This is a genomic window from Luteolibacter sp. SL250 (genome assembly GCF_026625605.1).
Classification (GTDB): Bacteria; Verrucomicrobiota; Verrucomicrobiia; order Verrucomicrobiales; family Akkermansiaceae; genus Luteolibacter.
The window spans coordinates 3,548,784-3,569,426 of sequence record NZ_CP113054.1; the positions used below are offsets into that span (position 1 = coordinate 3,548,784).

The window sequence follows — 20,643 nt, forward strand, 5'->3', positions numbered from 1 at the left end:
GCAAAATAGTCAGGAAAAACGAAGGATCACCGAACTTATTTACAACCCCACGCTTTTTGCACTATCTAACGGTCCTATCACTCAGCCCGTGTTCCGGATTCACCCCCCGGATACTCCCCCCACGGAGAGATGACATGTCACCCGAAACAACACCATTGAACGCTTCCCAGGCGGTCGAGAGGATCCGTGAGATCATCGTAGGCCGTCATCTGGAAAGGCTTGAGCAGCGCGTGGCACGTTTGGAAGCGTCCGACGTGCCGGAGGCCTCGTATCCCAAGCTGGATGAACGGGTTCTGCTGGCGGAGGCACGTGTGGAAGCGCTCCAGCACAGCGTGACGAGGCTGTCCGACAACACCCGTGACGAGCTTGAACGCCGGAACTACCTCCAGCGGGAGGAGATCCAGCGGCTGGCCCAGCAGATCCAGCAGGTGGCCGCCGCCCGGCCCGCCACTGCGGACGCCCTGCCCGCCGTCCAGCAACTGGAGCAGCGGCTGGGATCATGGCTGGGAGCGTGGAAAAACTCTTTCCAGGACCACCTGAACTCACGGGACCAACAGATTTCCAACCATATCCGGACGGAGATCGATACCTTGAAAAGCGCGATCGAAGGACGTTTGGCGGATGTCGAAAGCCGGCTACCGGACAGCGCGCGGCTTGAGCAGAGGTTCCAGAAAATCGCCGAAGCGGCGCGCGCCCTGGCGGATTCCATTTCCCAACTCCCACCCCTCCCTCTCGCCGACGCATCCCCCCCATGATGTCCGCGCATCCGCTGCAACCACTCCCAACCGCCCATCCCAGCTCTGCCACCGGCCATTCCACACGGCCAGTCGCATCGCCATGGGGTGGCTCTCCTGTTCCCGCCGCGCAGCCAGCGATCCCGGTGGGGAAGCTGGTCCTGCCTGCCTGGCCGGAAATGCCCCAGCCCCCCCAAGCCACGGCGGCGGTCCCGCAGTCCTCCCCCCTCCGTCCCCTGCCGGCTCCGGAAGCAGCGGCACCCGCCGCCCCCGCATTCCAGCCCCTCCCCCCGTTCCAGCCGGTGGCCCCGGCTCCGGAGGTCTCCGCCACCTTCGTTCCTCCCCAGGAGTTCCACGAACCGACGACGCCCACCTTCGCCGCCCCAACGGTCACGCCGTCCCCCGCAGCCGGACCGGCGGCAGTCCCCGAGCCCATCCCATCACCAGCTCCGATCTCACGGGACATTCCGGACGAGCCGGACTTCACCGACGATGACCTGCGGGAGGCCTTCGCACCGATCTTCAAGGGCATCACCGTCCAGGCATCCCCCATCGACCTGCATCTGGAACCGATGCTGCGGGCGACCATCCGCCGTGCCCTGGCGGAGTATTCCCCCACCACTGGCAGGCCGTTCACCAATCCCGGCATGTGGGACCGCTTCAAATGGCGGATGCGCGCGCTGTTCACCAGCCGTACCTACGAGGACATCCTGTTCGAGAAGACGAACCGGTTCCAGGTGGACGAGGTTTTCCTGCTGGATTCCCACAATCTTTCGCTGGTCTCCTATGCCAGCACCAACCCGGGCCGCCACGCTTCCGCGAAGCGGGTGGAAGGCACGGTCCACCGGCTGGCGCTCCAACTCCGGGAAACGGACGGCACGCTCCGCCGCTACTTCAAGCTGCCGGACGACCGCAACGTCATCGTCCGCGAAGGCGCGTTCATCTCGCTGGTGGCGGTCTTCCACGGCATGCCGAATGAAATGGCGATCAATGATCTGGGTTACACGCTCGGCAGCATCGAGGAGCGGTTCGAGGAACGCTACCGCATCCCCGGCTCCCCTCTCCTGAAGCTTCTCCAGCCCTTCCTGGAGGACTGCCTGCTCATCCAGGCGCCTGCAACGGCAGCCTAATCCCCCCTTGACCCCGGGGGTTCCGCCCCCTAAAGACCTCCCCACACATGGGATTTGACACATTAGGACTCTCCGAAACCGTACTCCAAGCCATCGGCGAATCCGGTTACACCACGCCAACGCCCATCCAAGCCCAGGCCATTCCCATCATCCTTTCCGGGAAAGACGTCATCGGCGCATCCCAGACCGGCACGGGAAAGACCGCCGCCTTCGCCCTGCCCTCCCTTTCCAAGCTGGAGAAGATCGGCAAGCCGCAGATCCTGGTTCTCGAGCCTACCCGCGAGCTGGCCCACCAGGTGGCGGAACAGTTTGAAAAGTACGGCAAGCACACCGGCATGAAGGTGGCGCTGCTCTACGGCGGCGTGGGCCTCGGCGCCCAGTCGGAGGCCCTGGCCGCCGGCGCTGACATCGTCGTCGCCACCCCCGGCCGTCTGGTGGACCATTTCTACCGCGCGACGATGCGCTTCGGTGAGCTGAAGATCCTCATCCTGGACGAGGTGGACCGCATGCTGGACATGGGTTTCCTGCCGCAAGTGCGCAAGATCGTGAACCTCTGCCCGTGGGAAGGCCGCCAGACGCTGTTCTTCTCCGCCACCATGCCTCCGGCGATCCAGACCTTCGCCCAATGGTGCCTCACCGACCCGGTTTCCATCGAGATCGCCCGCACGTCGGTGCCGAAGAGCGTGACCCACGCCTTCTACCCGGTGGCCATGGACCAGCGTGACGAGCTGCTGCTCGCCCTGCTGAAGGAGACCGAATACCACTCCGTGATGATCTTCACCCGCACCCGCAAGGAAGCGGACGAAGTCACCGCCATGATCAAGGCCGGCGGCGAGCCGAAGGTGGCCGCCATGCACTCCGACATCAACCAGGCGGACCGCATGAAGGCCCTGGCCGGATTCAAGGAAGGCAAATACGAGATCCTGGTCGCCACGGACGTCGCCGCGCGCGGCATCGACATCTCCAGCGTCTCCCACGTCATCAACTACCGTGTTCCGGAAAACGCGGAGGACTATGTCCACCGCATCGGCCGGACCGGCCGTGCCGCCGCCGAAGGCGACGCATTCACCATCCTCACCGCGGACGAGCTGGACTATGCGAAGTCCGTGGAGGTCTTCATCGACCAGACCATCCCGCGCCGGAAGCTGGACAATTTCGAGTACGTCTACACCGCCCTGCTCGACACCGACCCGATCAAGCCGGTCCGCCGGAAGAAGGTCGGCGGGAAGAAGCGGCGTTGATTCCGCCCCGCCGCCATCTGATGCGGGTTCTTCCCCTGATGGATGTCTCAAAGCCACCATTTTTGCGTTTTTATAAGAGAATCCTCTTATAGCCAGACCCAGGAGCCATGGTTACTTCATTTCATCAACTCAATCGAGGATGGAATGCCGAACCTAATAGCCCAGATCCCCGTGCCGAACGGCGAGGTGATGACTTGCTCCTGACTTTCCGGATGAACGCATTCCAGTTCTCCGATTACGACGAAGATGACATTGGCGAGATTGCTTTTACCGATTGCGTGCGCTACCGGTTCGGGACGTTGAATGACGAAGGATGGCATCGGGGCCAAAGCCGCTTCCGGGATATTAAACATTCTTGGGGCGAGTTTTTTGAGGTTCGTGGCGATCTTCGGCTCGGTAACTGCCCTAGTGATTGGAGTGGCCGACCTCCATTGACGATGGAGGGATTGGCTCATTTCCTGTTTTACTTCCGGGATCAGGATTTTGAATGTGATGCTCGGCAGTGGAGCTTTAGAATACGAGGATCTCAGCCTAATTGAACAATCGAAGTTCCAACATCGGTGGCAGCCCTGAAATGATTTATCACAATTCCCGTGCGCGTCCTTTCCATCGACCCTGCCGTCCGTAACACAGGCTACGCCGTGCTAGAGGGCGATCCGCGCAAGCCGGTGGTGCTTTCCTTCGACGTGATCTCCATTCCAAAGAGCATCCCGCAGAGTGCGGCGCTCGCGGCGGTGCGGACGCATCTGGTGAATGTCATCCAGAAGTTCCAGCCGGAGGAGGTGGCGGTGGAGGGCATCATCTACGTGCAGTCCCACAAGACCGCCATCGCCATGGGGGCGGCCCGCGCCTGCGCCATGATCGCCGCCGCGGACCACGGGCTGAAGATCTACGAATACTCGCCGAAGAAGGTGAAGATGGCCGTCGTGGGCAAAGGGACCGCGGACAAGCAGCAGGTCGCCTTCATGGTGCGCGCGCTGCTCGGTCTGGCGGAGAATCCCCCGTCGGACGCGGCGGATGCCCTTGCCATCGGCATGGCGCACCTCCAGGCTTCCGATCCGCTCAAGGCGAAACTCCTCGACCGCAGGCAGATCTGACATGATGGACATCCGACATCTCCCCGGTTTCATCCCCTATGAGGACGGTCTCCGTCTCCAGGAGGAAACCGTGGCCGCCGTGCTGGCGGAGGAAGCACCGGACACGCTCTTTCTCCTGGAGCACCAACCGGTCTACACCATCGGCCGGCTGAGGGACCAGTCGTCGCTGCGGGATCCCTCGATGCTCCCCCACCCGGTCCACGATACGAACCGTGGTGGGCAGGCGACCTACCATGGACCCGGCCAGATCACGGGCTATCCCATCCTGGACCTGACCACCCGGGGAAAGGACCTGCACGAGCACCTGCGGAAGATCGAGGAAGCGCTCATCCTGGCCTGCGCCCGCTTCGGCGTGCGGGCCGGACGGCGGGAGGGACTCACCGGTGTGTGGGTGGAAAACCGGAAGCTGGCGTCCATCGGCGTCGGCGTGCGGAAATGGATCTCCATGCACGGCTTCGCCATCAACATCACCAACGAAAGCCTGCCGCCATTCTTCGCCATCACCCCGTGCGGGCTGGATGGAGTGAGCATGACCAGCCTGGAGATGGAGGCGGGCCGCCCCATCACCGTCGCAGAGGCGGCCGTCGTGATCGGGGAGGAGATGCGCCGGCTGTTGGAATGAGTTCCCGCCCTCAAGCCACCAGCGCTTCCTTCGGCCCGAAAAACTCGAAGTGGACCTGCGAGCCGGGCACGCCCCATTCCAGGAGTTGCTGGTAGATGCCGACCATGAACGGCTTCGGCCCGCAGAAATAGAACTCGCAGTCTTTTTCGGGGATGAGGCTTTCGATCAGCTCCGCATTGATGAAACCTTCGCTGTCATGGCCATCGTCACCGGATTGCGGGTCGCTGTAGCGGAAGTGGGTGGAGACATTGGGATGGGCCTGCGCCAGCCTCCGGACGGCGTGCCCGAAGGCATGGGTGCGGGCGTTCAACGCACCGTGGATGAAGACCACCTGCCGTCCCGGCTGTGACTTCACGACCGACTCCAGCATGGCCAAGACCGGGGTGATGCCCACGCCCGCGGACAGCAGGACCAGCGGCTTCGTGCTCGTCACCTCCGGATCGAGGAAGAACTCCCCGCACGGCGGGCCGATCTCCAGCTCCGTCCCCTCCGGGGAGCCATGCAGATAGTTGGAGACGTAACCATTTTCCTCCGCCTTCACGCTGATGCGGAACTCCTGCTGCCGGGGCGCACCGGAGAGGCTGTAGTTCCTCATGGTGGTGGCACCGCTCCCGTCCGGCACACGGACGGTCAGATACTGCCCCGGTTTGTAGGGCGGGACTCCCCCACCATCGGCCGGACGCAGGTAGAACGACGTGATGACGCCACTTTCCTCTCTCTTGTGATGGATCACAAACTTGCGGAAGCCGCTCCAACCATTCGGCGCGTTTTCCTGTTCGTCATAGATCGACCGCTCGCGGCCGATGAGGATGTGGGCGAGAAATCCATAAGCTTCCGCCCAGGCGCGGATCACCTCATGGTCCTCCGGGATGCCCAGCACCTCCTGGATGGATGCCAGCAGGTTCGAGCCGACGATGGGATAGTGTTCCGGCTTGATGCCCAGGCCGGCGTGCTTCTGGGCGATGCCCTCGACCGCCGCGCCCAGCACCTCCAGACGGTCCACATTCGCCGCGAACGCACAGATCGCCCCCGCCAGCGCGCGCTGCTGGGTGCCGCCGTGCTGGTTCCTCGCGTTGAACAACGGGGCGACCTCCGGGTTCTCACGGAACATCCGCTGGTAGAAATGGCGGGTCAGTGTTTCGCCGTGTTCCTGCAGCACCGGTGCGGTGCTTTTCACGATGCGGATGGTCTCTTCGCTCAGGCCGGGTTCGTTGCTCGCGTTCATCGGTGCCATCGGACAATCCGGGGGAAGCGCCAGCAACCATGGGACAAGCGTCTTCTTGATCCATGTCAAGAAACCCACAGAATCACCCCATGAAACCCTCCGGCATCCGCCGCGCCGCGCTCGCCTCCGCCCTGCACCAGGCCACCATCTTCAACGGACTGCCGGAAGATGTGTTGCTGCGGATCGCCGGGTACTGCTCCGTGCGGAAGCTGAAGAAGAACGACATCCTTTTCCGCGAGGGGGAAAAGGTCGTCGGCTTCTTCGTCGTCACGAAAGGGATCATCGAGGCGTTCCGCGCGGATGAGTCCGGACGGGAACAACTGATCCACCTCATCCACGCGGGGGAGTCGTTCGCGGAGCCTGCGGTGGCCGGGCTGCCGGGCTACCCCGCGCACACCCGCGCGCTGGAGCCGACGGAGGTCATCCTCATCTCCGGGGAGGAATTCCTCGCCCACCTGCGGGAGCGCTCGGACCTCGCGATGCGCATGCTCGGCTCGCTCAGCCGCCACCTCCATGAACTGGTGTCCACCATCGAAAGCTACAAGCTGCGCGATGCGGAAACCCGGTTGCTCCACTGGCTGCTCCAGCGCTGCCCGGCCGGCGACAAGCCCGCCAGCGTCCAGCTCCACGTCTCGAAGCTGGTGCTGGCGGCGGAGCTGGGCACACGGCAGGAAACCCTCTCCCGCATCCTGGCGAAGCTGAAGAAATCCGGCCACCTGTCCGTGACCGGCAGGCAGATCGGCATCCCGTCCCCACGCGCGCTGAGGGAGCTGTTCGAGAGCCAGCTCACGCCGAAAGTTTCCCTTCCATAGCCACCGGGGATTTCGCAGGCTGGGAGAAACCCACCTTCGTTTGAAGATCCCGCCGCCCCCATTCCTGGCGATCATCCTCGGCCTCCCCGGACTGCAGGCACAGCTTGTGAATCCGGGTTTCGAATCGACGCCCCTCACGTCTGGATGGACCGCCACCGGGGTGATCGCCGAGCAGCCGGGACTGGACGGCAGCGCGAATGCGGCGCGGCTGCCCTACAACACGACGGCCACGCTTTCGCAGGCGTTCACCGCGCGGGGTGACTTCACCTTTGACGTCCACCTGGCCGTCGCGGGCACCACCACCGCGCGGTCGTTCCGGGTGTTGCTGGACACCGGAGCCGGGAATGCCATCGAGCTGCAGGGAGCACTGGGAAACGCGGTGCAACTGAACGCGGGTGGCACCTTCCACAACGTCACCTCGATCACCGGCGGCACCACGTTCACCTTTCCGACCGCGGCGATCATGCGCTTCCGCATCATCGGGCGTGGGTTCGGGACGCCATCCGCGAACTATGACTTGGTCTGGTCCGATCATGGCTCGACGGCCCCCAGGCACGCGGCGGTGAACCTCACCGCCTTCAGCAACGCCGCCGCGGCAACTTCATCCGGGATCTCCGTCATCCGCTTCGACCGTCCGGACAAGGCGGCCCACTCCTACTGGGTGGACAACGTCTCGATCACCACGACGGCGGAGGCCCCGCCCGCCGCGGACCACCAGCTCACGCTGCCCCCTCCGCCGGAACCTCCGAAGATCGTCAACATTTCCGGAGTCTATCCCCACCTGGCGGTCACCAACAGCGAGAACGAATGCGGCATCGGCGCGGTGGTGCCATGGCAGGGCGACCTGTGGGCCGTCACCTACGCCCCCCACCGGCCGGACGGCAGCGACGACAAGCTATACCAGATCTCCCCCGCCCTGTCCCTGGGCATCCGTCCGGAGTCCATCGGCGGCACCCCGGCGAACCGTTTCATCCACACCACGTCGAACCAGCTCATCATCGGCCCGCATTTCATCGACGCCGCGAAGAACGTGCGGACCATCCCCTACACCCGCGCGCCGGGCCGCATCACCGCCACCGCGGCGCACCTGTCCGATCCCAACCGCGTCTATATGTTCACCATGGAAGACGGCGTCTATGATGTGGACACCGGGGACCTCAGCGTGATCACGCGCTACCCCGACAAGCAGAGCGGCGGGGATGACTTCCTTTTCGGCTACCACGGCAAGGGGGCCTACACGGGCGGGGGAAGGTTCATCGCCGCGAACAACGGCCGCCACGACTATTCGAGCGACCCGGCGCAGGAATCCGGCGTCCTCGCCTCATGGGACGGTTCCGTCCGCGGCGCGGGGAATGCGAACCCGGAGTGGATGACCGCATGGACGGAACATCACCGCGTCCAGACCTGCGAGGTGACCGGCCCCGGCGGCATCTACGGGAATCCCAGTAGCACCGACCCGGTGTGGACGACCGGCTTCGACCCGAACTCCGTGATCCTCCGGACCTTTGAAGGCGGGGTGTGGCACACCTGGCGGCTGCCCAAAGGGTCCCGCACCCACGACGGCGCCCACGGCTGGCACACCGAATGGCCGCGCATCCGCGAGGTGCTGCCCGGCCGCCTGCTCATGCACATGCACGGCATGTTCTATGATTTCCCGAAAACGTTCTCCGCCGCCAACTTCTCCGGCCTCACGCCGATCTGTTCCCACTACAAGATGCCGGTGGACTACTGCACCTGGGAAGGCCGCCTGGTGATGGCGAAGAACGACACCTCGAAGTTCAGCAACGCGCTGGTGCCCCGCGCCCAGTCGAACTTCTGGTTCGGCCAGCTCTCCGACCTGCGCCAGTGGGGCGCGCCGCAAGGCCATGGCACCCTGTGGCGCGCGGCGGCGGTCGCCACCGGACAGTCCAGCGATCCGTTCCTGGTGGCGGGATTCCGCGACGGGACGCTCCATGTCCGCAACACCGGCCCCTCGCCGCTCATGCTGGACCTCACCACCACAGACGGCGCAGGTGGCTGGCAGGCATGGAAAAGCATCACGGTCCCTGCCGGGAGCTACCTGCATGAACCGCTGGAGGACATGCCCGGCTCCTGGCTGAAGCTCACCTCCAGCACGGCCGCCACCGGCATCACCGCCACCGTCTTCCTCTCCAATCCGCATCCGCACGTCACGCCCGCCTCCGCGGGGACGGACCGGTTCGCCGCGCTGGCGGACATCCGCGAAACGGGTGCCTCCAGCGACGGGCTCATCCGGGTGATGTCCGGCACCGATCTGAAGCTGGAATTCGCCTCCAGGCACCAGCCCGCATCCGGTGCCGCCACCACCGGCTACCACCAGATCGGCGGCGGGATGCAGCTCGTGCCGGTCGCGTCCTCCTCCGCGGAATCCACCATGCGGACCGCTGCCGCGACCACGAAGGAATTCGGATCGGACGCGGCGTCCGCATGGGTCGTCCTCAGTGACACGAACCCGGCCAAGCTGCGCCTGCCGAAAACCGACCCGCTCTACGACGCGGAGTTCCTTTCCGGATGGGCGCGCGGTTTCCGCGAAGCGGTCACGGAACGGGTGCTGCTGAACTGCCACGGCACCTTCTACGAGGTCCCGCGTGACAACTCCGGCGGGAGGCGGAAGCTCCAGCCCATCTCCACCCATGGCAAGCGCATCACCGACTTCGCCTCCTGGCGTGGCTTGCTGGTCCTCACCGGAGTGCTCGACTCCGCCCCGGTGTCGGATTCATTGGTGAAATCCACCGATGGTTCCGCGCTCTGGCTGGGCGAGATCGACGACATCTGGCGCATGGGCGAGCCGCGCGGCACCGGCGGCCCATGGCTGGACACCCCCGTCACCGCCAACACGCCATCCGATCCCTACCTGATGTACGGCTACCGCAGTAAATCGCTGGAAATCTCCCACCAGTCGGCTGGGCCCATCACCTTCACCGTCGAGGTGGATTTCCTGGCGGACAACACCTGGTCCACCTACGGCACCTTCACCGTCCAGCCGGGCGAAAGGTTCACCCACGCCTTTCCGGATGCGTTCCAGGCCCACTGGGTGCGGGTGAAAGCGAACGCCGCCACCACCGCCAGCGCCCAGTTCACCTACGGTCCCGCCGCCGTCCGCGACCGCTTCCTGGACTGGGCGCGGGACGCGGGCCTCACCACCGGCGCGGGACGCCCCGCCGTCGCCATGGACGATTCCGACCACGACGGCCACCCGGCCATCCTCGAGTATCTCTTGGGGACGGATCCCGGAAGCAATCAACCCCTCCCCCTCTCCGCCAGACAGGGACGGTTCGAGACCCTCATCCGCAGCGACACCGCCGGCGACCGGCTGGGTTGCTCGCTGGAAGTCTCCGACACCCTGGAGGCATGGACTCCCCGGCCGGATCTCCTCCAACCGTCCGACGACCAGAATGGAGTTCCCGCGGGATTCGTCCGGATGCACGCGGAGATCCCCACCGGATGGGACAGGTGTTTCTTCCGGCTGAGGGCCGGACTCACCGCGGCTCCTTGAGAACGCCGTATTTCCGGCGAAGATTTCCGTCAAAAAAACCGTGTCACCGAGGGTAAAATCCGCGTGAATTGCCGTGGAACAGATTCATTGTTCCACCTCAGTCACTTTCACGATGTCCTCCATCCAGATCCTCAACCAATCGCGCCTCCCGCAATCAGGCGCCCTCGTTATTTCGGGTCGCCTTGATTCCCAGCATCTTGCACCGATCGAAAAACTCTTTTCCGGCCGGAAGATCACCTGGCTGATCGAGGAGCACGCCACCTTGGAACCGGCGATCCGCTCCCATCTCGAGAAATCCGGGTCCGGTGCCATGTATTCCGCCGCGGACACCGCCCCGGCGGCGGCAGGCAACCAGCTCAAGTGCTTCCTCGACAACGGCGGCGTGCTGATCCACGTCCCGGGCAAGGCGAAGGTGCGGGTGGGCAGCGCATGCCACATCCCGTCCGCGCACCTGAAGGCCCTGGCCGCCTTTGGACTGCCCATCGTTCCCATCGCCATCGACACGCCCCGGGACTCCCACCTTTCCATCGAGAGCAGCTCCTCCCTGCCGCAGGCGGTGATCTCCATCGGCGAGCCGATCCCCGCGGAAAAAGCGAGTGTGGCGGCCTACCAGCAGAGCCTCCTGACCGCGTTCGAGGCCGCCTATTCCTCCCGGTCGCTTTTCAAGAAGTCGCTGGCGATGGTCCTGCTCCAGGGACTGAAGAAGCACGCCACGAAGCACAAGGTGCTGGATGGTTCCGACGATTCCGAGCTGGGCTTCGACAAGATCCTCGGCGCAGCCATCGCCTTCTCGAAGCATATCCAGGAAGAAACGGACAAGCCGCGGGTGGCGATCGTCCTGCCGCCCGGAAAGGCGGGCCTCATCGCCAACCTCGCCGTCATCTTCGCCGGAAAGACACCGGTGAACCTCAATTTCACCGCGGGGCATGAGGCGATCAAGTCGTCCATCCGCCAGGCAGGTGTGGACCGTTTCATCACCGCGGATCCCTTTGTCCGGAAGGTCTCCAGTTTCCCCTGGCCGCCGAACCGCGACCTGATCTTCATCGAGCGGACGCTGCCCACCCTCAAGAAGCAGATCGTGAAATGGGTGCTGCTTTCCAAGGTGCTGCCCGCATCCGTGCTGGGTGGCATGCTGGGCCTCAACAAGCGCCGCGACAATGACGAGGCGCTCCTCCTTTTCACCTCCGGTTCCTCCGGAGAGCCGAAGGGCGTGGTGCTGACCCAGCGCAACGTGCTGGGCAACGTCTGCCAGTTCGCCACCCGCCTGAACCTGCCGCCGAAGTCGTCCATCCTCGGTTCCCTGCCCCTCTTCCATTCGTTCGGCTGCACGGTGACGCTGTGGTTCCCGTGCATTGAGGGGATCAACCTGGTGACCTACCCCAGCCCGCTGGAGACGAAGCGGCTGGCGGAACTCATCGGCCTGCACGGGGTGGACCTGCTGCTGGCGACGCCGACGTTCCTGCGGGGCTACATGAAGCGCATCGAACCGGCCCAGCTTGCCTCCCTCAAGATGGTGGTCACCGGGGCTGAGAAGCTGCCGCAGTCCCTGGCCGATGCGTTCGAGTCGAAGTTCGGCATCCGCCCGCAGGAGGGCTACGGCCTCACCGAAACGTCCCCCGCCACCAACGTCAACCTGCCGGACCTCCAGGGTGCTTCCGGCGTTCCCGCACTGCCATCCACCCGCAACGGATCCGTCGGCCAGATGCTGCCCGGCCTGGCCGTGAAGCTAACCGACGCCGCCACCGGCGATGACATACCGCTCAACAAACAGGGCATCATCTGGTTCCGCGGCGTGAATATTTTCCCCGGCTACCTCGACCAGCCGAAGAAGTCCGCCGAGGTGCTGGTGGACGGCTGGTTCCGCACCGGCGACGTCGGCCGCGTGGACGAGGACGGATTCCTCTACATCGAGGGCCGCCTTTCCCGCTTCTCGAAGATCGCCGGGGAGATGGTCCCCCACGAAACGGTGGAAGGCGCCATCGCCAAGGTGCTGGGCCTCGACTCCGAAGCGGAGCGGAAGATCGCCATCGTCGGCGTGCCGGACGAGCAGAAGGGCGAGGCGATCCTGCTGCTCTCCACCATCTCCGGACCGGCGCTGGAGCAGGAGTGCATCGACCTCCGCTACAAGCTGTTGGATCAGGGCCTCTCCTCCCTGTGGTGCCCGAAGGCGATCATCCCGGTGAAGGAGATCCCGGTGCTGGCCTCCGGCAAGCTCGACATCAAGGGCTGCGAGGAACTCGCCAACAACCGCTGAGGCTCCGCCCGCAAAGGGTTCCCTGACAAAAACGCAAGCTAACAGGGTTTGACCACGGCAGGGATGCCGGGGTTTAATCCCGCGTCGCTGGAAGACCGCTTTCATGTTCGGAGGAACCTACCCGCATCCCAAGGCCGCCCTGCCGATCCTGTGCCTGGCTTTCGTCTCGACGGGTTGGGGAAAGATCGATGCGGATGGCGACGGGATGAGCGACGTCTGGCAGGCGGCCTTCGGCAAATCCCTCATCCCTTCCGAAGATCCGGACCACGATGGTTTCAGCAACCTGCTGGAATCCATCGCGGGAACGGATCCGCTCGATGGCAACAGCCATCCGAAAGTCGAACGGTTCGAGGTCCAGCCGGACACCCTCAAGCAGGTCTGGAACAGTGTGGCCGGGGTCAGATACCAGCCGCTCTTCTCCACCGACCTCAGCGCGTGGGCTCCCTTCGGCCCGGTGGTGGTCGGCACAGGAGAGGAGATGGAACTCACGATCGACCGGGCGACGGCATTCACCTCCGGGGGCGTGGAGCATCTGGTATGGGAGCAACTCCCCGGCTGGGGGCTGTCCCAGATCAAGGACCGGGTGGCGAACCAGACCCCGCCATCCACCCGCGGCAGGCTGACCGCGCTCGATATCCCGCAGACTTCCCCGGACAAGGCGTTTTTCGGCCAGTGGATCCATGGCTGGATCATCCCACCGGAGACCGGAACGTACCAGTTTTTCATCGCCAGCGACGACCAGTCCGAGCTGTGGCTTTCCACTGACAAGAGTGTGGCCAACAAGAGGCAGATCGCGTCCGTGTCCGAGTGGACGTCCCACCAGCAGTGGGACAAATTCCCGTCGCAGACATCGGCCGCCATCACGCTGACGGCGAACACACCTTACTACTTCGAAGTCTATCAGGTGGAGGGGGATGGTGGTGACAATCTTTCGGTCGCATGGCAGCGGCCGTCGATGGCGGCGGGCGGAAAGGAGATCATCGCCGGCAGCGTGTTGTCATCGACCGGCCAATCCCTCGCGGAGATGGGAGCCGACAGGTTGTTCTCGCGGATGGAGGTTTCCGATGCGGACAGCGACGGCGACGGTCTGACCGACTACGAGGAACGCGTGCTGGGCCTCGATCCATCCAATGCCACCACCACTCCACGGGTCGCAGACCTGGACGCGGCGAAGAAGACGCTCGCCAGCCCCAGCAGCGTCAACCTCGGCGTGTCCGTCGCGCGCGGCTATGAAAGCACCGCCAGCCCGGCGGAGTTCATCATCTTCCGCGCGGGTGGGATCGAGCCGCTGACAGTCCACTACACCGTCTCCGGCACAGCGCAGGCCGCCACGGACTACCTCAGCCTCTCCGGCAGCGTGACCATTCCTGCGGGAGCGCGTTCGGTGAAGATCCCTGTCACCCCAGTTGCCGACGGCGAGGTGGAGCCCCAGGAGAACGTGACCATCACCCTGCAGCCGGGAACGGGATTCACGCTCGGCGTCCCGGCCAGCGCGACCGTGCAGATCGACGACAGTCCGGATGTGCTTTTCATCGCCCAACTGAGAGGGACTGGTTCCACTCCATCCGCAGGGACCGGCGTGGCGGCGGTGACCCGCAGCGGCAATGCCCTCACCGGGCAGACCAGCCTGGGCTTCGGCGGGCTTGGCAATGTGCAGAGCGGTGCGGAGATTTTCATTTCCGATGACGGGGTTTCCGGCCCGGCGGTGTTCACCTTCCCGCTCGCCCAGGTGCCGGGCCTGCCGTGGGACTTTCCGCCCGCAGGGGAATTCACCCGCCAGCAGATCATCGGCGCGCTGGATGCCAACCGCCTGTGGGTCCGGGTCCTCAGTGGCACACCCGGCACGGTGGAACTGGTGGGCCGCCTGCTGCCCGCACCCGGCTGGGATCTGATGCCGCAACCGGCCACGCCGCCCGCCGCGCCGGAGATGGCGGCGGATGTCGCGGAGGCCGCCCGCTTCCTCACCCAGGCAACTTTCGGCCCGAATGCGGCGGCTCTCACCACGCTGGAGACGCAGTCGTTCCCGCAGTGGATCGATGCGCAGATCGCACTCCCGCCGACCTGGCACCTGCCGCTCATGCGCCAGCGCCGTGATGAATGGCTGGCGCGCGGCAGCACCGGCGGTGGCTGGCAGGGTCCGCGGCTGGAGGCATGGTGGCAGACCGCGGTGGATGCACCGGACCAGCTCCGCCAGCGGGTGGCATTCGCCCTCAGCGAGATCTTCGTCATCTCCCAGAACAGCGCGCTGGACATCGAATACGAAGGCACCGCGATGTACTATGACATCCTGGTGAAACACGCCCTCGGCAACTACCGCGAGCTGCTGGATGAGGTGACGAAAAGCCCGATGATGGGCACCTACCTCAGCATGGCCCGCAACAAGAAGCCGGATCCCGTCACCGGCCACCAGCCGGATGAAAACTACGCCCGGGAGGTGATGCAGCTTTTCTCCGTGGGCCTCAGCATGCGCCACACGGACGGCTCGCTGAAGCTGGATTCACGCGGCCTGCCCATCCCCACCTACACCCAGGAGGACACCGTGGGCCTCGCGCACGTCTTCACCGGCTGGGGCGCCCACTATGACCCGGAGGACCCGCCGCACTGGGACTGGGATGGCGCACTTGCCGGGCGGCTCGATTGGTTCCAGTGGGGCAGCGATCCCCTGCGACCGATGAGCTTCTATCCGGAGTTCCACGACCGGCAGGACCGCCGCATCCTCGGTGGCGTCACCATCCCAGGCTCACTCGACGGCGAACAGCGCATGACCATGGCGCTCGATACGATCTTCAATCACCCGAACGTCGGGCCGTTCATGGCGCGGCACCTGATCCAGAAGTTCGTCACCAGCAATCCCAGCCCCGGCTACATCCACCGCGTGGCCAGCGTCTTCAACGACAACGGCAGCGGCGTGCGCGGCGATCTGGGCGCGACGATCAAGGCGGTGCTGCTCGACCATGAAGCCCGCGCTCCGGAAGCACGGAACTCCTTCAGCTACGGCAAGCCGTCCGAACCACTGATGCGCGCCACCCGTCTGCTGCGGCTGGTCCCCATCGACCGTCCGCGCGCCGCGCAGGGCGACAACCGCCTGTTCCTGAACCTGGATTACCACTTCCCGGAGCAGTCCCCGCTCAACGCGCCGTCCGTCTTCAACTTCTACTCGCCCGGCTATTCCAGCTCCGGCCCCATCGGGGAGGCGGGCCTGATTTCGCCGGAGTTCCAGATCTTTTCCGAAACCACCGCCATCCGCCAGGCGAACTTCTTCCTCGGTGCGATGGAATGGGGGCTGTGGGTTTCCGAGCCGGAGGATGAGGACTCCAACATCGTCCTCCACTTCAACTTCTCCGAACTGGTCGCCATCCTCAACACGCCGGGTAAGACGCCGGTGGAAGCGCAGGGCCTCCTGCTCGACCACCTGAACGACCGCATGCTTTTCGGCAAGATGAGCCCCGCCCTGCGTGCGGAGATCCTCGCCGCTTACGCCGCCCTGCCCGGCTGGATCGACCACTCCGCCTCCCGGCAGGGAGAGCGCGCGCGGATGGCCATCTACCTCATCGCGAATTCACCTGAGTTCTTCGTCCAGAAATGAAAGACACCCCACCCCATCCCGGACGCCGCCAGTTCATCGGCCAGGCTGCTTGCGCGGGGCTCGGCCTCACGGGGGTGATGTCCACGCTCGGCACGCTGCGCCTTTTCAATGCCTCCCTGCAGGCACAGGGCATCCCACCCACCCTGGATGACCACAAGAGCCTCATCTGCCTGTTCCTCTACGGCGGCAATGACGCGAACAACCTGCTGGTCCCACGCGATACCACCGCCTACGCCGCCTACCAGCGGGACCGCGGCGTGCTGGCGCTCAACCGGGACGACCTGCTGCCCCTCAGCATCCCGAACGACGATGGCCGCCAGTTCGGCCTGCACCCGGCGATGGGTGCCCTCCACTCCGTCTTCAGTGAGCAGAAGATGGCGATGGTCTGCAACGTCGGCACACTCGTCGGTCCGATCACCAAGGCGGAGTATCTCTCCGGCGGCGCGGCCATCCCGCCCTATCTCTTTTCCCACAACGACCAGCAGATGCAGTGGCAGACGTCCGTGCCGGACTCCCCGCGCACGGTCGGCTGGGGTGGCAGGCTGCAGGATCTGCTGCACGCCGGCAACGGGGACTCCCAGATCTCGATGAACGTCTCCATCGCCGGCTCGAACTACTTCCAGGTCGGCGAAAAATTCTCCCAATACCACGTCACCCCCGGCGGCAGCATCGGTCTGGCCAACTACCGGGACGACTGGTCGCCGCGGAAGGAGATGTACCAGTCCTTCGACCAGATGATCGCCCGCAGCTACGGGCACATCTTCGAGCAGGAACACTCGAAGATCGTGAGACGGGCGATTTCCAATGACACGCTGCTCAAGACGGCGCTGGCGGCCAATCCCCTCCCGGCGGAGGACGCCGCCTTTCCGCTGAGCCAGACGGAGGAAGAGGGTGCCGTCACCTACCTGGCCGCCCAGCTCCGCATGATCCTCAGGATGATTCATGCCCGCCAGGCGCTGGGCATGAAGCGGCAGATCTTCTTCGCCGCCATTGGTGGCTTCGACACCCACGACGCGCAGCTCCCGGACCACCACGCGCTGCTGAAGGAACTGAGCGACGGCATCGCGGACTTCTACAACGCGACGAAGACCCTGGGCATCAGCGACAACGTCACTCTGTACACGGCGTCCGATTTCAACCGCACCTACAACAGCAATGGCAAAGGCTCCGACCATGCGTGGGGCAGCCACCAAATGATCGTGGGCGGCGCGGTGAACGGCGGCCGCCTCTACGGCCACATCCCGCTGCTGGAGATCGACGGCCCGGACGATACCGGCAGCCGCGGAAGCTGGATCCCGAAAGTCTCCACGGATGAGATGGCCGCCACGCTGGCGCTCTGGTTCGGCGTGCCGGTCGGGGACCTACCGCAGGTGCTGCCGAACATCGGCCGCTTCGCGAATCCGGACATGGGCTTCATGAACCTCGCGTGATGAGCCGTCCGCGCCTGCTCATTGCCGGGATCCTGACGGCAGTCATCCTGGCTGTGGCGTTCTTGCTTCTCCGGAAAACGGACGTTCCGCCCGCTCCGGCCCCACCCGCGGCGGATGCCCCTGCTTCCCCGAAGGCGGCCACTCCTCCCCCGGTGGCGCATTCTCCCCAGCGGATTGCCCTTCATCCACCACAGCCGGATGAACTCGCCCAGGTGCCTCCGAATCCCATGACCGCCGGTATCGGCTCCGCCAAAGTACCGCCGGAGAAGGAGATCGCGATGGTGCTGGAGCTTTTCCAAATTTACCGCCGGGAGTTCGGCGCATTCCCCGCCGGGGAAACCAACGCCCACTTCATGAATGCCCTGCGCGGCGCGAATCCCGGCAAGCTCCCGGTGTTCCCGCTGCAACACCCCCGGCTCGATCCCGAGGGGAACCTGACCGATCGCTGGGGGCATCCCTACGTGTTCCACGCCGTCTCCCGTGACCGGCTGGAGATCCGCAGCAAGGGACCGGATGGCGAAATCCACACGCCGGACGATCTGGTGGCCCCGGGGAAGTGAGGAGCGGACGATTTCCCGAGATCCGTGTTGGACGTTCCCGCCCGGACCGGTCACGCTCCGCGGCGCATGCCGAACCGCATCGACACCACCTTCGCCGCCCTCCGGGAAAAGAACCAGAAAGCCTTCATCGCCTACATCGCCGCGGGTGATCCGGATTTCGATGGCAGCCTGGAGATCATCCGTGGACTTGCGGACGAAGGTGCGGACATCATCGAGTTCGGCCTGCCGTTCTCCGACCCGCTGGCGGATGGCATCGTCAACCAGATGGCGGCCGACCGCGCGCTGAAGTCCGGCATGACCACCGCCCGCTCGCTGGAACTGATCCGGAAATTCCGTGAGACGCACCAGACGCCCATCGTTCTTTTCACCTACCTGAACCCGATTTTCACCTACGGCTTCGAGAAATTCCACAAGGACGCGGCGGAAGCCGGTGCCGACGGCATCCTCCTGCTGGACCTGCCACCGGACGAGGCGAAGCTGAGCGACGAATTTGCGAACATGCACGGCCTGAAGGCGATCCGCCTGATCGCACCGACCACCCCGCAGGAGCGGATCAAGATGCTGGCGGAATCCTCCGAAGGCTTCATCTACGCGCTCTCCCGCACCGGTGTGACCGGTGCGCACGTCGCCCCGTCCGCAAACATTTCCGCCCAGGTGGAGAACATCAAACAGTTCACCGACACCCCCGTCTGCGTCGGCTTCGGCATCACGACCCCGGACCAGGCCGCGATGGTCGCCGCCACCGCGGACGGCGTCATCGTCGGCTCCGCGATCGTGAAGCAGGTGGAACTGAACCCCATGGACGCCGCCCGCGCGGTCTGCGGGTTCACCGCCCCGCTCATTGCGGCTACGAAGGGTGCCTGAACCACGGGATTTGACCTGCCTGCATTTTCCGCCTACCATGCAGGCATGAAAGGCATGCAATACACCATCCGAGGCATTCCGGAAGAGGTCGATGCGGCACTTCGCAAGGAAGCCGCCTCCACCGGAAAATCCCTCAACGCGCTGGTCATCGAGAAGCTGTCGGAGGACTCCGTCAAAAAAAACGCATCCGTCAATACGGACTTCCGGGAGTTCGTCGGCACATGGATCGAAGATCCCGCCTTCGATGAAGCGATGAAGGATTTCGACCGCATCGATCCGGAGGATTGGCAATGAACCGCAGCATCCTTCTGGACACCAACGCCTATTCCGATCTACGGCGTTCCGGGAAATGGCTTTCCGCCACGGAATCCGCCTCCGAGGTCTATCTGTCCGTCATCGTGATCGGTGAACTTCGCGCCGGCTTTATGAGTGGCGGCAAGAGGGAGAGGAACGAACTCGATCTCCAGCGTTTCCTCTCGAAACCCACTGCTCGCGTGGTGGCCCCGAACCTGCAGACCACCCTTTACTATTCCCAACTTCATCTCCAACTCCGGCTCCAGGGCACTCCGATCCCGGCCAATGATCTGTGGATCGCCGCCATCGCCCTCCAGCATCAGTTCTGGCTCTGCACCTCAGACGCGCATTTCGACCACATCCCGCAGTTGCTTCGCGCCCAACCCTGATCTTTAATTCCACCACTTCCGCATGCTCCTCCACTTCTACAAAATGAACGGCGCCGGCAATGACTTCATCGTCATCGACAACCGCGACCTGCAAACGAACCTGGACACCGAAACCATCGAGGCCCTCTGCGACCGCCACCGTGGCATCGGTGCGGACGGTCTGCTGGCCGTGGAACCGGCTGAAAAGGGTGCGGACTACAAGTTCCGCTATTACAACGCCGATGGTGGCGAAGCGGAGATGTGCGGAAACGGTGCCCGTTGCTTCGGCCGCTTCACCGCCCACCTCACCGAAGAAGTGCCGGACAAGGTGACCTTCGAAACCATCGCCGGAACGCTCGCCGCGGAAATGATCGGTGACGATGTCCGCATCGCCATGTCCGAACCGAAGGACCTGCGCCTCAACACCCCCACCCGCGTCTCCGGCCTGGATGCGGACGTTCATTTCGTGAATACGGGCGTTCCCCATGCGGTTGCGTTCGTGGACGACCTCGACAACCTCGACGTCTTCAACCACGGCCGCGACATCCGCCGCCATGCCGACTTTTCTCCTGCCGGTACCAACGCGAACTTCGCCAAGGCGCTGGAGCCGGGGCACATCGCCATCCGCACCTATGAGCGCGGCGTGGACGATGAGACCCTGGCCTGCGGCACCGGCATGGTCGCCTGCGCGCTGATCCACCACCTGCTCTCCGGCGACCCGTCCCCCATCAAGGTGGATGTGGAAGGCGGCGACACCTTGGAGATCGGCTTCGAGAAAACCGGCGACCGGACCTTCACCAACGTGACCCTCACCGGTCCGGCGGATTTCGTCTTCGAAGGCGAGATCGAGATCTGAGCCCGCAGCCTGGAATCCACCACTCCGTCCGCACCGGGCATCCGGTGCGGAGAAAC

General features: G+C 64.6%; 17 protein-coding genes. 15 read left to right on the forward strand and 2 right to left on the reverse strand.

The annotated features are described in order from the left end of the window. Nucleotides 1–134: 134 nt before the first annotated feature. From OVA24_RS15440 to OVA24_RS15450, 3 genes are all read left to right on the forward strand, one after another. A complete protein-coding gene (locus OVA24_RS15440; protein WP_267670827.1) occupies nt 135–755 on the forward strand; it encodes a calponin homology domain-containing protein in 621 nt (206 codons plus the stop codon). A 158-nt stretch (nt 756–913) separates the two neighbouring features. Beyond that, nucleotides 914–1,864 (forward strand): hypothetical protein, encoded by a 951-nt coding sequence (locus tag OVA24_RS15445; RefSeq protein ID WP_267670829.1) that lies wholly within the window; start codon nt 914–916, stop codon nt 1,862–1,864. A 47-nt stretch (nt 1,865–1,911) separates the two neighbouring features. Continuing rightward, nucleotides 1,912–3,105: a DEAD/DEAH box helicase gene (locus tag OVA24_RS15450; protein WP_267670830.1), complete on the forward strand. Its 1,194-nt coding sequence runs from the start codon at nt 1,912–1,914 to the stop codon at nt 3,103–3,105. A gap of 116 nt (nt 3,106–3,221) precedes the next feature. Here the strand turns inward: OVA24_RS15450 and OVA24_RS15455 are convergent, their stop codons facing one another. Next, nucleotides 3,222–3,560 (reverse strand): hypothetical protein, encoded by a 339-nt coding sequence (locus OVA24_RS15455; RefSeq protein WP_267670831.1) that lies wholly within the window; start codon nt 3,558–3,560, stop codon nt 3,222–3,224. Between the two features lie 138 nt (nt 3,561–3,698). Between OVA24_RS15455 and ruvC the strand changes: the two genes are divergently transcribed. Both ruvC and lipB read left to right on the forward strand, forming a co-directional pair. After that, on the forward strand, nt 3,699–4,202 hold the full coding sequence (ruvC, locus tag OVA24_RS15460) for a crossover junction endodeoxyribonuclease RuvC (protein WP_267670832.1): 504 nt from the start codon (nt 3,699–3,701) through the stop codon (nt 4,200–4,202). Nucleotide 4,203: 1 nt separating this feature from the next. Further along, nucleotides 4,204–4,824 carry a lipoyl(octanoyl) transferase LipB gene (lipB, locus tag OVA24_RS15465; RefSeq protein ID WP_267670833.1) on the forward strand — a complete coding sequence of 207 codons (621 nt, stop codon included), beginning with the start codon at nt 4,204–4,206 and terminating at the stop codon, nt 4,822–4,824. A 10-nt stretch (nt 4,825–4,834) separates the two neighbouring features. Here the strand turns inward: lipB and hmpA are convergent, their stop codons facing one another. Next, nucleotides 4,835–6,049, reverse strand: a complete 1,215-nt coding sequence (hmpA, locus tag OVA24_RS15470; protein ID WP_267670834.1) for an NO-inducible flavohemoprotein — start codon at nt 6,047–6,049, stop codon at nt 4,835–4,837. Nucleotides 6,050–6,138: 89 nt separating this feature from the next. On the opposite strand from hmpA, the gene OVA24_RS15475 reads away from it, so the two are divergent. The 10 genes from OVA24_RS15475 (at nt 6,139) to dapF (ending at nt 20,587) form a co-directional block, all read left to right on the forward strand. Beyond that, nucleotides 6,139–6,861, forward strand: coding sequence for a Crp/Fnr family transcriptional regulator (locus tag OVA24_RS15475; protein WP_267670835.1), 723 nt, complete (start codon nt 6,139–6,141; stop codon nt 6,859–6,861). Nucleotides 6,862–6,901: 40 nt separating this feature from the next. Continuing rightward, nucleotides 6,902–10,375, forward strand: a complete 3,474-nt coding sequence (locus OVA24_RS15480; protein WP_267670836.1) for a hypothetical protein — start codon at nt 6,902–6,904, stop codon at nt 10,373–10,375. A gap of 112 nt (nt 10,376–10,487) precedes the next feature. After that, complete coding sequence (locus OVA24_RS15485) at nt 10,488–12,629, forward strand: AMP-binding protein (RefSeq protein ID WP_267670837.1); 2,142 nt, start codon at nt 10,488–10,490, stop codon at nt 12,627–12,629. Between the two features lie 103 nt (nt 12,630–12,732). Then, nucleotides 12,733–16,215 (forward strand): DUF1800 family protein, encoded by a 3,483-nt coding sequence (locus tag OVA24_RS15490; RefSeq protein WP_267670839.1) that lies wholly within the window; start codon nt 12,733–12,735, stop codon nt 16,213–16,215. Then, entirely contained in the window at nt 16,212–17,645 is a 1,434-nt protein-coding gene (locus OVA24_RS15495; protein ID WP_267670841.1) for a DUF1501 domain-containing protein, read from the forward strand. Before OVA24_RS15490 ends, OVA24_RS15495 begins: the two co-directional genes overlap by 4 nt. Continuing rightward, complete coding sequence (locus OVA24_RS15500; protein WP_267670843.1) at nt 17,645–18,205, forward strand: type II secretion system protein GspG; 561 nt, start codon at nt 17,645–17,647, stop codon at nt 18,203–18,205. Before OVA24_RS15495 ends, OVA24_RS15500 begins: the two co-directional genes overlap by 1 nt. A gap of 66 nt (nt 18,206–18,271) precedes the next feature. Then, nucleotides 18,272–19,069 carry a tryptophan synthase subunit alpha gene (trpA, locus tag OVA24_RS15505; RefSeq protein ID WP_267670845.1) on the forward strand — a complete coding sequence of 266 codons (798 nt, stop codon included), beginning with the start codon at nt 18,272–18,274 and terminating at the stop codon, nt 19,067–19,069. A 45-nt stretch (nt 19,070–19,114) separates the two neighbouring features. Next, nucleotides 19,115–19,363, forward strand: a complete 249-nt coding sequence (locus tag OVA24_RS15510; protein WP_267670846.1) for a FitA-like ribbon-helix-helix domain-containing protein — start codon at nt 19,115–19,117, stop codon at nt 19,361–19,363. Then, the gene (locus tag OVA24_RS15515) at nt 19,360–19,752 is read left to right on the forward strand and encodes a type II toxin-antitoxin system VapC family toxin (protein ID WP_267670847.1); all 393 of its coding nucleotides are present in this window, start codon (nt 19,360–19,362) and stop codon (nt 19,750–19,752) included. The genes OVA24_RS15510 and OVA24_RS15515 overlap by 4 nt, the downstream gene beginning before the upstream one ends. A 22-nt stretch (nt 19,753–19,774) precedes the next feature. After that, the gene (dapF, locus tag OVA24_RS15520) at nt 19,775–20,587 is read left to right on the forward strand and encodes a diaminopimelate epimerase (protein ID WP_267670848.1); all 813 of its coding nucleotides are present in this window, start codon (nt 19,775–19,777) and stop codon (nt 20,585–20,587) included. The last annotated feature ends 56 nt before the right edge of the window (nt 20,588–20,643 follow it).